The following is a 13,365-nucleotide window of genomic DNA, read 5'->3' as shown; positions in this document are numbered from 1 at the left end:
GTTACGCCTTCTTTGCATTCTCGAACGCGCGCGCGATCGCGAACCATAGCGGCTTTCGCTGCATCGATGAATCATAAGGCAATGGCCGCGGTAGGCGTTGCGCGAGCGGATCCTTTTTCTTCGCCGCGTCCGTGTAGAACGAATAATTGTCCGCGAGCTCCCAGGCGATCACCATCTTGACCGCAGGTACCTGTAACGTGTTCGTAAGGAACTTCTCGGCAGTCTCGGCGATCATCGCGTCGCGTGTAGCGATATCGTCCGGGAACGTGTCGTCGCGCACATCGAATTCGGTGATGTAGATGTCCACGCCGCGTGACGCGAGTTGGTGCAGGAACTCGGCAAACCGTCCCGGATCATGTGGGTAGCGCGGTTGCAGGTGACCCTGCAGGCCGACCGCCGCGAGCGGCACACCGGCCTGCTTCAATTCATCGACAAGCCGCAACAATCCGCTACGTACGATGTGCCCGACCTCGTCATCGCGCTCGGTCTGCGCCTCGTTAAGAACAAATTTGGTTTTCTTGTCGACCATGGCCGCACGTTCGTAAGCGCGGCGGATGTAGCCGGTTCCGCCAAATGCGTCATACCACGGCCCCAGTCTGTAGCCGCCGGGCGCCTTGTGGCCCGGCCAGAACGGCTCGTTGACGACATCCCAGGAATGCAGCTTGCCGACATAACGGCTGACTACTTCTTCTATGTAAGAGTCGAAGAACGCCTGCCGCTCTGTGTTGCTCCTGTTCTTGATCCACTGCGGAACCCATTCGTTCCAGATCAAACAATGGCCGCGCATCGGAATGCGATTACTCGCACAAAATTGCAACAGACGATCCGCGCTCTCGAAACGTTTGGGGCCAGGTTGTGGCGCGATCGTGCCCATTTTCATCGCAATGTCGGTCGTGATGATGCGCGTCTGTGTCGTGTACAGCTCGCGATAGGCAAGATCCTTGTCAATGACAGGACCAGCGGCCGCACCAAAAGCAAATCCATGTTGTGCAGCGATCGCACCGAGACTCTGACTTTGCGCCGGTGCGGCAGTTGAAATTTCGGCACGCGCCGCCACGCCTGCCCCTGCGAGAATGGCGAGTGCATTTCGTCGCGACATCTGCATGGCTGCTCTCCATCAAGTGAATGCATTCGTTGCGCTGAATCATTTTTGCACAGCGGCAACGCCATCGTTGCGACGCAATAGTTCTATTTCGTGGCGCTGCTCGTCGAGGAAGAGTCTTCGAGATGCGAGTTCCCATCGCACAAGCATTGAGCATGCCGACGACTTCCATCAGTGCACCTCGGCTTCTCTTTCACCTGGAGATCGACATGCCGGAAATACAGACGCAGCAGCCTGCGACATCCAATCTCAATGTTGATGGCATCGCCATCAACATTGGTTCACTTCCCGAAGCGGTGAACTCGATCGTATCGGCTGCGCAACGAGGCGAGAATTTCAGCGTGTGCACGTTGAATCTCGATCATGTCGTTCAACTGCAACATCGGCCCGACTTCCGAGCGGCTTATCGTCGTGCCAAGTTTGTGACGGCTGACGGGTTCCCGATCGTTGTGCTGTCGCGTCTGCTTGGCACGCATATCGAACGGACCACCGGCGCCGATCTTGTGGAACCGCTCTGCGAGGAAGCGCAGAAGAGAGGCCTTCCTGTGTTCCTGCTCGGGTCGAATGACGAGACATTGAAAGTCACCGCGCAACGTTTGTCGGAACGGTTCCAGGGTCTGCAAGTTGTGGGATGGTATGCGCCCGGCCCTAACTTCGATCCTTATTCTGCCGAGGCCGATCATGCGATCGAACTGATCCGAGAGTCCGGTGCAAGACTTTGTTTTGTCGCGCTTGGAGCGCCACGCCAGGAAGTATTTGCAGCGCGCTGTCTCGACGAGCTCGATGGCACCGGCGTGTTGTGCATCGGCGCCGCGCTCGATTTCATCGCCGGCACGCAGAAGCGCGCGCCATCGGTTACCCAGAAGACCGGGCTCGAATGGGCGTGGCGCATGCTGAACAACCCAGGCCGGCTCGGACCGCGCTATGCTCGCTGCATGGCCGCCGTTCCGGGACTCGTTGCGCGCACCCTGCCCCAGATCATCAACGCACGAATCCGGAAGACCGCATGACCTCGACCGTGACACTGGCGCTGCGCGCCCGCAATGCAAGCCGCGTTCGGCCACGCTATCAGATTTGCCTGCTCCATCCGTTCGACCCGCGCGGACAAAAGGTCGGAGGGCTCGAGACCTATATCCGCGACTTCATCACGTTCCATCCTGACAACACCGACATCCTGTTCGTCGGCGTGGATTCGATCGGTGACCTCACCCTCGGTGAAGTGCACCGGGTCACGTTCCGCGGCCGCACCTTCGACTTCCTTCCGATCCTGCGCTACAGCGACGCGCAGGCGCGTGAAGCCGCGCGCACCATTCGTTCCTCGCTGACAGGCCAGTTCTTCGTGGCGCTGCTGCGTCATTTCGGCCAGATCGCACGGCTGGTACGGACACGGCGGTGTTCGATCGACCTGCGACGGGTGGAGTTCTCCTGGCTGCCGGCAGTACTTCGTCTTCCCTTCGTGCAGATGCTGCACGGCGAGGGCGCGCCGAAGCTGCAGATGGATTCGCTGCTCCGGAAATATTCCTTCGTGCACAATACCGGCGAGCGGTTCGCGGTGACGATGAGCGAGAAGTTCCTCTGCGTTAATCCGTTCATCACCGAGCGGATGCAGAAGACCTATCCGCGCAGCAAGGAGAAGATCGATACGCTGTGGACCTGGGTCAACACCGACATCTTCCAGCCGCAGCCGTTCCCGGACAGCATGTCGCCGTTCCAGATCGTGTTCGCCGGCCGGCTCGACGAATTCAAGGATCCGCCGCTGATGTTCCGCACCATCGATCGTTTGCGGCAGCGGCTGAACGGCACGATCCGCTTTCACTATATCGGCACGAGCGATCCGCACCGCTTCAGCGAGTTTGCCGCGATCGAGGACATCACCGTTCGCCACGGCTTCAAGGATGCCATGGGCATGGCGAAGACCTTGGCGGACGCGCATGCGGGCATTCTCACCTCCGAATTCGAGGGTATGCCGCGCTGCGTGCTGGAAACGCTCGCGGTCGGCCGTCCCGTGGTCGCGATGCATCTGCCGCAGCTCGAGTCCGTCATCCATGACGGCCAGAGCGGCTATCTGGTGACACGCGATGGCAGTCGTGACGATATGGTGGAGACTCTCGCACAGCGCTTCATCGATGTCCGCGATGCCATCGACAGCGGCAAGATCACGCCCGAGCAGGTCGCCGATGCGATCCAGGACTTCACGCCGGCCACGCAACTGGCGCGCGTGTACCGCTACCATCAGGAAATTCAGGACGCCCGCGGCTTCGCCGCCGCCACGGCCTCTTGAGGCATCGACGTGGACATCCTGCTGCTGACGAGTGAGTTTGCGCCCGCCATGGGCGGGATCGGCACCTACGCAGGGGAGATCGCCGCCGCCGCGGCGCGGCTCGGCGCGCGCGTCACCGTGGTGGCGCCGGACTACGGACAGGACAATGCAGGCCGCGATCGCACGCTGCCGTTCGAAGTGGCCCGCTTTGTCGGTGGCCTGCATTCGATGAAGGACTTGCCGGCGAAAATGATACTGGCACGCAATAGGGTTCGCGAGCGCCCATACGATGTGATTCATGCGGCCGACTGGCCGTTCTTCATTCCTGTCGCATTGTCGCGCTGGCAGACGCGGGCACGCGTGCTGATGACGGTGCACGGCACCGAGATCAACGAAACCCAGACGCCGTTGAAGCGGCTGGCAATCCGCAGCGCCGGCGTGTTCGGACCTCGGACCGAGATCGTTGCGAACAGCCGCTATACCCGGGATCTGTTCTGCGAGCGGTTTTCCGTCGACGCAGGACAGATCAGCGCGATCAGTCTCGGCGTTTCCGACTTCTGGTTCGGAGATCGACGCGATCGGGCGGACATCCGCGCAGGGCTTGGGCTGGCGCCGGAGCGGCTGGTGATGGTCACCGTCGCGCGGATCACCCACCGCAAGGGACATCATCTGACGCTCGCGGCACTGGCGCGCCTCCCCGAGCGGCTGCGCCAGCGTATCACCTGGCTCGTGATCGGCCCGAACGGCGAGGCCGACTACGTCAACGAACTTCAGCGCTTGATCGAAACGGCGAACTGCGATGTTCGCCTGCTCGGTCCACTACCGAACGAAGAGATCCGCGACATCTATGGCGCGGCCGATCTGTTTAGCCTGACGGGGCTTCCGGATTCCTCCGGCAGGGTCGAAGGATTCGGACTGGTCTATCTCGAGGCCGGTGCCGGCGGCGTGCCGAGCGTTGCCACGGCTGTCGGCGGCGTTCCCGACGCGGTGCTGCCGGATCAAAGCGGCATCCTCGTTCAGCCCGATATCGACAGCATTTCCGCGGCGATCACCAGGGTCGCTGAGAATGACGAACTGCGTGCGAGCCTTGCCGCAGGCGCGTTGGCCCATGCACGCGCATTGTCCTGGGAACGCTGCGCCGCCACGACCTACGGACTGTCACGAAACGAGTTGCCTGCACCGCAGGCCGAGGTCGTGACGGCATGAGGCGGATCGCCGCCGCCGCGATCCTGCTTGTGCTCGCCACCGGCGCGGCACACGCCGGCGCCGACAACTGCCGCCGAAGCCGCGAATATCTATTGGGTAGCCTCGGCGGCGATCTGAAGTTGCCGCCCCAATCCTACACCGATCTGTTCAAGATCTGCCTGGCGGCGAGCAGCATGACGAATGTCAAGGACGCCTATATCCTCAAGGACGGCGGCATCGCGGTCGTTCCCAAGCAGGACACCATTCCTGCCACGGCGTCGACATTGTCGCAATTCTGCGACGCCTATCCGAGCGCGACGCTGCGCTTCCTCACCAGCAAGGAAGTACTGACGATAAAATCCGTCGTCGGGATCGTGCAGCTTTCGTCGACCTCGGCGACACCCTGCAAGAAGATCAAAGGACTCACCTGAAGCCGAAGTCGCCGAGCGTCATCTCTGCGCGTCGTAATATCGCGGCATGACGTGCGGATCGAGCGGGCGCTCCGTCCGGCGTCCGAGGAAGAAGAAGCCGCTCGCCGCATCCGATCCGGGGCGGCCGCGCGTCAACGGATCGAGCAGGCGGATCCAGAAGAACGGTAGCGCGATCAGACGCGACAGCTTGTCGCCGGCACCGAGCGCACGGGCAAAATAGCGGATCGACCACACCAGCGCGACGCCTGCGCCACCGACGCGGCCCGCGCAGATTTCCGAGAACTGCTTGAACAGCCAGCGGTGGCCGCTCCGCGTGAAGCGCGAGAAATCATAGCCGCGCTCATGCACTTGTTGCATGAACGGCGTTTCGGCATAGACGAGGCCTCTGCGCCGAAGCACGCGGTGAATCTCGTTGACGACGGACGCAGGCTCAAGGACATGTTCGAGCACGGCCTGGACCCAGACGCCGTCAAACACGCCGTCCTCGAACGGCAGCCGGTGCGCGTCGGCCACCAGCAGCGTGTAGGGCGACGCGTAGACATCCGTCCCGATCAACTCGAGGCAGTCATCCGCGTAGAGTTCGTCGGCGCCGTCGCCAACCGCACCTCCGCCGATGATGAGCACGACCGGCCGTTCGGATTCCTGCTTCAGGAGCTCGATAAAGCGTGCACAGTTGGATTGTGCCACCTGATTGCCGCCGAAGGTGAGCTGATGGAGGCGCGAACTGATCGAGCGGCGCGACACATCGCGGTGAAAGACCGAACCATTGCCGCCGCGATACATTCCGCGCTCGAAGACGCTGGCGGCGAAATCGATCAGCACCGGCTGGTCCTCGACCACCGGAAACCCGCTTCCAGAGTATTCACACGTCACGTTGGAACAGAACGGTCGCGCGTCGATCTCGCGCAGCGACGCCGCACAGCGGGGACAGCGAACCGCGCGCCGCCACCAATCAGTCTGCGCCCATGTGTCCAATCGGTCGGTGACAGAGGAATCCAATGAGGCCCCTTGGTTCAAGCGATGTTCCTGGGTTCCGCCCTAGGAACTAACTGTGTCTCGATTTTTTGATGCAAATTGCGGCGCCTGTGCGACGCAACAAGCCAACGCGTGCGGGGCAAGATGGTTCTGTGTGGTGGACGAATGGACTTGCCTTCAGCAAGCCACAACACGCCCGCCGCCGGTCACATCACGCATTGACGTGAGCCCGCGCTTCCGAGCGTGAGAATGAATCTTCAAATTGTCAGCACGATGGCTGCGCGGATCGTCACTGCGATCTTGATCTTGGGCTCATTGTGTGAGGGTGGCTCACGGAACTGCTCTGCTCGGACGGCTGCTCTGAGCAGAGCTCAAGTGAGTGCGTGGCTTCAGCGACGTCGTGTTGGTGTTCGCCTTGGCGAGCTGGGCGGATTGTGTGGAATTGGCGGACCTGCGCTCCTTCGATTGCGCGAAGTCATGCATTCCCGTTTGCCACTGCAGACCGACGATCGCGCCCTTCGTCGGCTGAAGCAGCCCGAGCGATGCGAACAGCGTCACGGGCAGCCATATCGCAAGCTGAAGCCACGCCGGCGGCGCGTAAGCTATCTCGACGGCGAGCAAGGCCGGCACGACCACATGTCCGACGACGACGATGACGAGATAGGCGGGAAAGTCATCGGCACGCTGCGGCGTGTAATCCTCGTCGCAGACTTCGCAGTGATCCACGACCTTTAGGAAGCGGCGGAAAAGATGACCCTTCCCGCAATTGGGGCATCGCATGGTGAAGCCGCGCCGCACGGCTTGGGCAAGCGAAACTGGCTGTGTCATGGCTGAATTCCTTGACCTGAGGCATGTCCATACAGTAGGAGAATGTATGGATACAATCAAAGACAAACAGGTCTATTGTATGGATTGGGTCCCTACACTTTCCGAATGGCAAGGCCCGCTGTTCATGCGCATCGTCGATGCGCTGGCCGCCGATATCGAGAGCGGCCGGCTTGTTCGCGGGCAAAGGCTGCCGACGCACCGCGCGCTCGCGACCGAACTCGGCATCGATCTCACCACCGTCACCCGCGCCTATGGCGAAGCGCGCCGGCGCGGGCTGCTGGACGCCACGGTCGGCCAGGGAACGTTCGTTTCGGAGACGACGGTGCGTTCGCCGTCGCACGTTCCCTCGCAAGTCACGATCGACCTCTCGATGAATCTTCCGCCTCAACCCGTGGAAGCCAATCTGGATCTTCGGATCGCGCAGGGATTGGAGACCATTCGCAGGGAAAGCGGCTTCGGCGCATTCCTGACCTACTCAAGACCCGGCGGCAGCGATCTCGAGTTGGAGACGGCGGCAAACTGGCTGCGCCATCGCGTGCACGATGCGAACGCCGAGCATCTCGTGATTTTTCCGGGATCGCAGGCTATCGTCTTCAATGCGCTTCTCGTCCTCACCTCGCCCGGTGATGTGGTTCTGACGGAGGCGCTGACCTATCCCGGCCTGAAGACGGCGGCCGCCCGATTGGGCGTTCGCCTGATCGGCTTGCCGATGGACGAGCAAGGCGTGCGGCCGGACGCGCTCAAGGACGCATGCCGCAAGCACAAGCCCAAGGCCGTCTATCTGGTGCCGACGCAGCAGAACCCGACGACTGCGACGGCGGGTCCGGCGCGCCGCAAGGCCATCGCCGAAATCATCCGCCATGCAGGGACTTTCCTGATCGAGGACGACGCCTATGGTGCGCTCGAGCCGTCGACGTCGCCGATCGCAAACCTGATCCCCGAGCGGAGCTATTTCGCTGCCAGCATGTCGAAATGCATCGCACCAGGACTGCGCGTCGCCTATCTGCAGGCACCTGATTCCATCGCAGCGCAGACCATGCGCAGCGGATTGCAGGCGACGATGCAGATGTCACCACCCCTGATGGTCGCGCTGGTCACCCACTGGATTCGAAACGGCATCGCCGACGAGATCATCGAGGCGGTACGCAACGAAGCCAAGGGACGACAGCAACTGGCGGGCCGTATCCTGAAGGGCATCGCTTTCGCATCCCGTCCCGCAAGCCATCACCTTTGGCTGGAGATACCGCCATCCTGGAATCGGATGGACCTGCTTTCGCATCTGCTGCGTCACGGGCTTGCCGTTGTCGGCGAAGATGCGTTCGCCGTCATCGACAAGCCGCCGCGCGGGATCCGCGTCTCCCTCGGCGCGGCGCGCAACCGCGCCGACGTCAGCCAGGCCATGCAGGTGCTCGCCGCGGCCATGAAGTTGTCTGTCATGGCGACGCAGATCGTCTGAGGCGCCGGCCGCTCAATTCGGCTTTCGCCACCAGATGAAGAGCGAGTAGAGGACAACCGGGACGGCCAGGGTCACCCATGCGAGGGTATCCCACCAGCCGTCTCCCACGAGCGCGCCGACGAGGCCGAGCGTGCTGACGATCGCGACCAGCAGGGGCGCGATGAAGATCTGCCGAAGCGTACGATGCATGGATTTGCGCGACATCATCAGGACGATAATGCGGGACTTTCGATGCTGGAGGAGCGCGCGATCACGCGATCGACGCTGACCCCTGCCCTTCGCCGCCGCACCCACAAATAGATCCCGGTGACGAGGACAATGATCGTAAGCACGTCGAGCAGTGCCCAGAGGATCTTGAGCGGCATGCCGCCATAGTCGCCGAAATGCAGCGGCTGGGAAACGAACAGCGTCGAGACGTACCAGGGCATGTCGCGGCTATCGGTGAGCGTGCCGGTCTCGGCGTCGATCAGGGCCGGCTTCAAGAGGCGCGAGGTGAGCGGCGTATTGCCGCGCAGGAACACGGTGTAGTGGCTCTTGCTGCTGAAGATCGAGCCGGGGAACGCGACGAAGCTAGGCGTCATCCCCGGCACCGCATGGGCCGCCACCTCGACCGCCGCATTGACCGACGTCAGCTTCGCGGGCGGGGCGCGATCGCGATATTGCGCGGTCATCTCAGCAAGCTGGCCATACTGCCACATCTTCAGGACCAGATCGGCCCATGTGTTGATGACGCCGGTGAAGCCGACCACCAGCGTCCACGCAACGAGAAGGATGCCGGCAAGGTTATGGACGTCCAGCCAGCGCACCACGCGGGTTCGGCCCGCGCGATACGTGCCGAAGCTCAGCTTCCGCATCGAGGGGGCATAGACGACGATGCCGGAGATGATGGCGACGCAGAACAGGATGCCCATCAGGCCAAGGAAGAGCTTGCCCGGCAGGCCTGCGAACATGTCCGTATGCAGCTTGAGCATGATGTAAGTGAAGCGGCCGGTGACATCAGGCGCGTCCAGATAGGCGCCCGTATGCGCGTCCATCCGGATCAAGAGGTTCTTGCTCGGATCGGACGTGATCGAAGGCCCGACGCTGACGAACATCGCGTTCGGATCGTCACGGTCCCAGATCAGGAAATGCGGGACCTGTCCCGCTGCATTGGCGATTGCATTGGCAAGCAGATGGTCGAGATCGGCCAGCGGCGCGTCCGCTGCCACCTCCGCCGGCTTCACCTGGCTGTGCAGGAGGTCGTCGATCTCCTCATGAAAGATCAACGGCAACCCCGTGACGCACAGGAGCAGCATGAACACCGTGCAGATGAGGCTCGTCCATTTGTGGACGAAACCCCATCGCCGAAGAGACCTGGTCGCCGCCGTCACTTTGCCTTCCTAGTTCCAACTGTATTTCAATGTGCCGAGCACCGTACGCCCATTCCCCAATCCGCAATAGGGCAAGCCGGTCAAGCACGACGCGACGTAGAAATGGTCGGTCAGGTTGGTCACGTTGACCTGCGCCTTCAATCCCTTCCAGTCCGGCCGCAGATAGCCGAAATCGTAGCTCACCGCGGCATCGAACAGCGTATAGGCCGGGATGACGAACGTGTTGAAGCTGTCCCCGTAGGTCTCACCGACATAGCGCACGCCGAACCCGAGCCCAAGACCCGCAACCGGACCATCGTACCAGGTGTACTTGCCCCAAAGCGAAGCCTGGTCCTGGGCCGTGTTCATCATGTATTTGCCGGCATATCCGGCAATGCTCGCCGAGACCTTCGGATCGAGATGGCTGTAGCCGCCGACGATCTCCAGTTCGCGGGTGATGTTGCCTTTCACTTCAAACTCGAAGCCGCGAACGCGTAGCGCATCGGTCTGCACGTTGAACAGCGGATTGATCGGGCTTGCGGTGAGGACGTCCTGCTGCTTGATCTCGAACACGGCCGCCGTCAGCATCAGGTTCGATCCGTTCGGCATGAATTTGACGCCGGCTTCAGTCCCCTCACCGGTCGTCGGCCTGAACGAATTGCCGGCGAGATCGGCGCCGAGGTTCGGCGTGAACGACGTCGCATAGCTCACATAGGGCGACAGTCCGAAATCGAAGAGATAGTTGAGGCCGACGCGTCCGGTCTGCGCCCGGTCGTCGCGGGAATAGCTGCCGGCGAGCGGAAAGACTGCGAAGCTCTTGAAATCCGTGCTGGCCCAGTCATTGCGTCCGCTCAGCGTCAGCGTCCAGCGGTCGAGCTTGATCTGGTCCTGCAAATAGAGACCGGCCTGGCTCAGCTTGTCGTCGCGCAGGATGAATGGCGCCAATGATGCGAAGGACGGAATCGCGGTATTATATACCGGAGCGTAGGCATCGATCGGAGCGATGCCGGCGGAACGATAGTCGGTGCGGGACCAGAGATTGAAGTAGTCGAAGCCCAATAGCACCTTGTGGGCGAGCGGTCCGGTCAGGAAATCCGCCTGCACCTGGTTGTCGACGGTGATGTTGGCGGCGCTTGCCTTCACATAGTTATAGCTGCGGTTGACGAGACGGTCGGTTGCCATGCCTTCCGTCCGAACCGAGGAGAGATCATTGGTGACGTCCGTGTAGCGCAGATTCTGGCGGAACTGCAGGTTGTTGTCGAAGCGGTGCTCGAAGGCATAACCGACCATGAACTGCTCGAGATTGTAGCCGTCAGCCCCGGGCACGCCGAGATAACGGCTGTATGGAACGTGTCCGTTCGGGTTGGGCAGGAACGACACCTGGCCCGTCACGTATTGCTGGTAACCCCTGTTGTCGGCCTTCTGGTACTGCGAGAGCAGCGTGAAGCTGGTGTCCGTCGTCGGGGCCCAGGTGAAGCTCGGCGCGATGAACAGCTTGTTGTCCTGCACGAAGTCGGTCTGGGTATTGCTGTCGCGTGCGAGCCCGACGATGCGGTAGAGGAACTCGCCATTCTTGTCGATCGGACCGCCGAGGTCGAACGCGCCCTGGAAGCGATCGAATGAGCCGAACGTACCCTCGATCGTGTATTGCGGCGTGGCTGTCGGCCGCCTGCTGACCATGTTGAGCAGACCGCCCGGATCCGACTGGCCATAGACCACCGAAGAGGGCCCCTTCAGCACTTCGATCCGCTCCAATCCGTAGGTCTCGATCCGCGGCACGGCGAAGGTCGTATTGTCCTGCGGCAGCCTTAGGCCATCCAGATATCTGGGCGCATCGAACCCCCTCAGCTTGAAATTGTCGAAGAAGGCGTTGGCGCCGAAACTCTGCACCGTGACACCAGGCGTATAGCGCAAGGCTTCCGCGACGTTCTGCGCGCCCTGCGCCTGGATCTGGTCCTGGGTGACGATCGAAATCGACTGCGGCGTCTCCAGGATCGCCGTGTCCGTCTTGGTCGCGCTCACGCTTTGCTTGGCGAGATAGCCGACCACCGGACCAGTGCCCCTCTCCCCGGTCGAGCGTCCCGCTGCTCCGCCCGGCGCGGCGGCTTCCTGCGTCACTGGAGCCGGCGTCCGCCGCGCGACGTTGCGGCCGGATCGCGCCGCCCGCGTCGATCGCACCGGAGCCACGCGGCTGCGCTGCTGGCGTGGCGCATCGACCGTGACCGGCGGCAATTCGCTGTTCGATCTCGGCTGCTCCGCGCCGGACGGACTCTGCGCCAGTGCCGGCGTGTCCGTGAGTGCCACCGCGGCGATCCCACAAATCGTCATCAGGGCGAGTCCCCACTCGCTCTTTCGCTTGAATTCCATCGCTTCATCCCCCGTCGCGGAACGCCCGCAGACTCAGGGGATTGAGTGCAAGAATTGCGAAGCTCACGCCTTTGCGATTGCGCAAAAACTCTTTGATCTGTTGTCGACAAGCTCCAGACTTCCGTCGAGACGTTCCGTCGCAGTACACGCTCCGCTAGATTGGTGCACACGTCGCGATCGTCTGGCCCGCTGTGTAGAATTATTCTTATTCTAATTCGGTGGACGGCAGCGACTGGGGGCATATCCGAAGTGCTTGCGAAACGCGGTCGCGAAGTTGGCGGGGTTACCATAACCCGCGAGATAGGCCGCCTCGTTGATCGATACGCCCTGCTCGATGATCGCATCGCGCGCCGATTCGAGCCGACGCGTCCGCAGATATTCGGAGGCGCTGACGCCAAACGCCCGTCGAAAGTGGGTGTTGAAGGAGCGGCGGCTGATGCCTGCCTCGCGCGCCAATTGGGAAACTTTCCACGGACGCCGCAGATCCGCGTCGATCGCATCGCGGATCGCGCGCAGCCGCCGCTGCTTGTGATCGCCCGCCATCTCCATGCTCGCGCGCTTGCCCGCGATCGATATGACCCGCGCGAGGATCTCCATGGCATGCGCGGACAGCAGCAGCTCTTCGGCGCGTCCATCCAGTGTCGGAGACAGCATTTCGGTTGCCATCGCAAGAATGCGTGGCGGCGCCTTCAGCGTGACCACGAATTCATCCGATTCCGCCGAGGAAAACAGCTCGAGGAACTCGCGCTGCAGGCCGAGGCGATCGATCGATGCCTTGGGAAACGCCAGGCCAGCGGCGAACATGCGCCCGCCGCCGGACGTCTCGCCGGTCCAGAGCTGCGGCTTTCGCAAGGCCATCACGACAATCGAATTTTCCGAGTAGCGGAACCGCGTGACATCGCGGTGCGGACCTCCCTGCCCCGAGCCCTTCAACACGATGGTGGCGAACAATCCGGCCTTGATCACGCCTTCGCTGCGTATGATGCGATCAAGGATGAAATTGTTTCGCTGGAACAAGCAGCCGGGAAATTCGAGCCATCGCGCGGTCTCCGCGAAGTCGTCCTCCCTTGATGCACCCTCGGAATCGAGGACGCGGAACTGATCGAAGATGCGATGATAAATGTGCGTCACGTCCTTTGCCTGGAGCCGGCCAGCGAACCTTGAGTCTATCTGCCTCTCAACCGTTGCCGAGGCAATTAGAACACTTTCAAAGTGCAGCGCTGTGTCCGCAGTCCGTGGGACGGGGAGAGCGCAGCGAAACCCATCGCCATGGAGCAAGCGGCGCGAATGATGGGTTTCGCTGCGCTCTACCCATCCTACGATTGTCGTCCCCGCGAAAGCGGGACCCATATGTGGACGGCCCCCGTGGCACAAGAGCTTTTGAGGTGATCGGATCGCTTGCATCCATATGT

12 protein-coding genes are annotated in these 13,365 nt (G+C 61.9%); 5 read left to right on the top strand and 7 right to left on the bottom strand.

The window, feature by feature from the left end:
- Nucleotide 1 precedes the first annotated feature (1 nt).
- Nucleotides 2-1,105, bottom strand: a complete 1,104-nt coding sequence (locus OZ411_RS19135) for an endo-1,4-beta-xylanase (protein ID WP_282529195.1) — start codon at nt 1,103-1,105, stop codon at nt 2-4.
- Nucleotides 1,106-1,227: 122 nt separating this feature from the next.
- Between OZ411_RS19135 and OZ411_RS19130 the strand changes: the two genes are divergently transcribed.
- From OZ411_RS19130 to OZ411_RS19115, 4 genes are read left to right on the top strand one after another with little or no spacing between them, the layout of a single operon-like run.
- On the top strand, nt 1,228-2,112 hold the full coding sequence (locus tag OZ411_RS19130; protein WP_282529194.1) for a WecB/TagA/CpsF family glycosyltransferase: 885 nt from the start codon (nt 1,228-1,230) through the stop codon (nt 2,110-2,112).
- Nucleotides 2,109-3,383, top strand: coding sequence for a glycosyltransferase (locus OZ411_RS19125; RefSeq protein WP_282529193.1), 1,275 nt, complete (start codon nt 2,109-2,111; stop codon nt 3,381-3,383). The genes OZ411_RS19130 and OZ411_RS19125 overlap by 4 nt, the downstream gene beginning before the upstream one ends.
- A gap of 9 nt (nt 3,384-3,392) precedes the next feature.
- Complete coding sequence (locus OZ411_RS19120) at nt 3,393-4,568, top strand: glycosyltransferase family 4 protein (RefSeq protein ID WP_282529192.1); 1,176 nt, start codon at nt 3,393-3,395, stop codon at nt 4,566-4,568.
- Nucleotides 4,565-4,978, top strand: a complete 414-nt coding sequence (locus OZ411_RS19115; protein WP_282529191.1) for a hypothetical protein — start codon at nt 4,565-4,567, stop codon at nt 4,976-4,978. Before OZ411_RS19120 ends, OZ411_RS19115 begins: the two co-directional genes overlap by 4 nt.
- A gap of 18 nt (nt 4,979-4,996) precedes the next feature.
- Here OZ411_RS19115 and OZ411_RS19110 read toward each other — a convergent pair whose 3' ends face one another.
- Complete coding sequence (locus tag OZ411_RS19110) at nt 4,997-5,818, bottom strand: class I SAM-dependent methyltransferase (protein WP_282529190.1); 822 nt, start codon at nt 5,816-5,818, stop codon at nt 4,997-4,999.
- 465 nt (nt 5,819-6,283) lie between these two features.
- Complete coding sequence (locus OZ411_RS19105) at nt 6,284-6,781, bottom strand: DUF983 domain-containing protein (RefSeq protein WP_282529189.1); 498 nt, start codon at nt 6,779-6,781, stop codon at nt 6,284-6,286.
- 46 nt (nt 6,782-6,827) lie between these two features.
- Between OZ411_RS19105 and OZ411_RS19100 the strand changes: the two genes are divergently transcribed.
- A complete protein-coding gene (locus OZ411_RS19100; RefSeq protein ID WP_282529188.1) occupies nt 6,828-8,237 on the top strand; it encodes a PLP-dependent aminotransferase family protein in 1,410 nt (469 codons plus the stop codon).
- A 12-nt stretch (nt 8,238-8,249) separates the two neighbouring features.
- Here OZ411_RS19100 and OZ411_RS19095 read toward each other — a convergent pair whose 3' ends face one another.
- From OZ411_RS19095 to OZ411_RS19080, 4 genes are all read right to left on the bottom strand, one after another.
- Nucleotides 8,250-8,426, bottom strand: a complete 177-nt coding sequence (locus OZ411_RS19095; protein ID WP_282529187.1) for a hypothetical protein — start codon at nt 8,424-8,426, stop codon at nt 8,250-8,252.
- Nucleotides 8,427-8,443: 17 nt separating this feature from the next.
- Nucleotides 8,444-9,607, bottom strand: coding sequence for a PepSY-associated TM helix domain-containing protein (locus OZ411_RS19090; protein WP_282529186.1), 1,164 nt, complete (start codon nt 9,605-9,607; stop codon nt 8,444-8,446).
- A 9-nt stretch (nt 9,608-9,616) separates the two neighbouring features.
- A complete protein-coding gene (locus OZ411_RS19085; protein ID WP_282529185.1) occupies nt 9,617-11,953 on the bottom strand; it encodes a TonB-dependent siderophore receptor in 2,337 nt (778 codons plus the stop codon).
- A 210-nt stretch (nt 11,954-12,163) separates the two neighbouring features.
- The gene (locus tag OZ411_RS19080) at nt 12,164-13,084 is read right to left on the bottom strand and encodes an AraC family transcriptional regulator (protein WP_282529184.1); all 921 of its coding nucleotides are present in this window, start codon (nt 13,082-13,084) and stop codon (nt 12,164-12,166) included.
- Nucleotides 13,085-13,365 lie beyond the last annotated feature (281 nt).

This window comes from Bradyrhizobium sp. Arg237L (assembly GCF_029990105.1).
GTDB lineage: Bacteria > Pseudomonadota > Alphaproteobacteria > Rhizobiales > Xanthobacteraceae > Bradyrhizobium.
The sequence above is the reverse complement of the archived record's forward strand: the minus strand, read 5'-3'. Positions and strand labels throughout refer to the sequence as shown.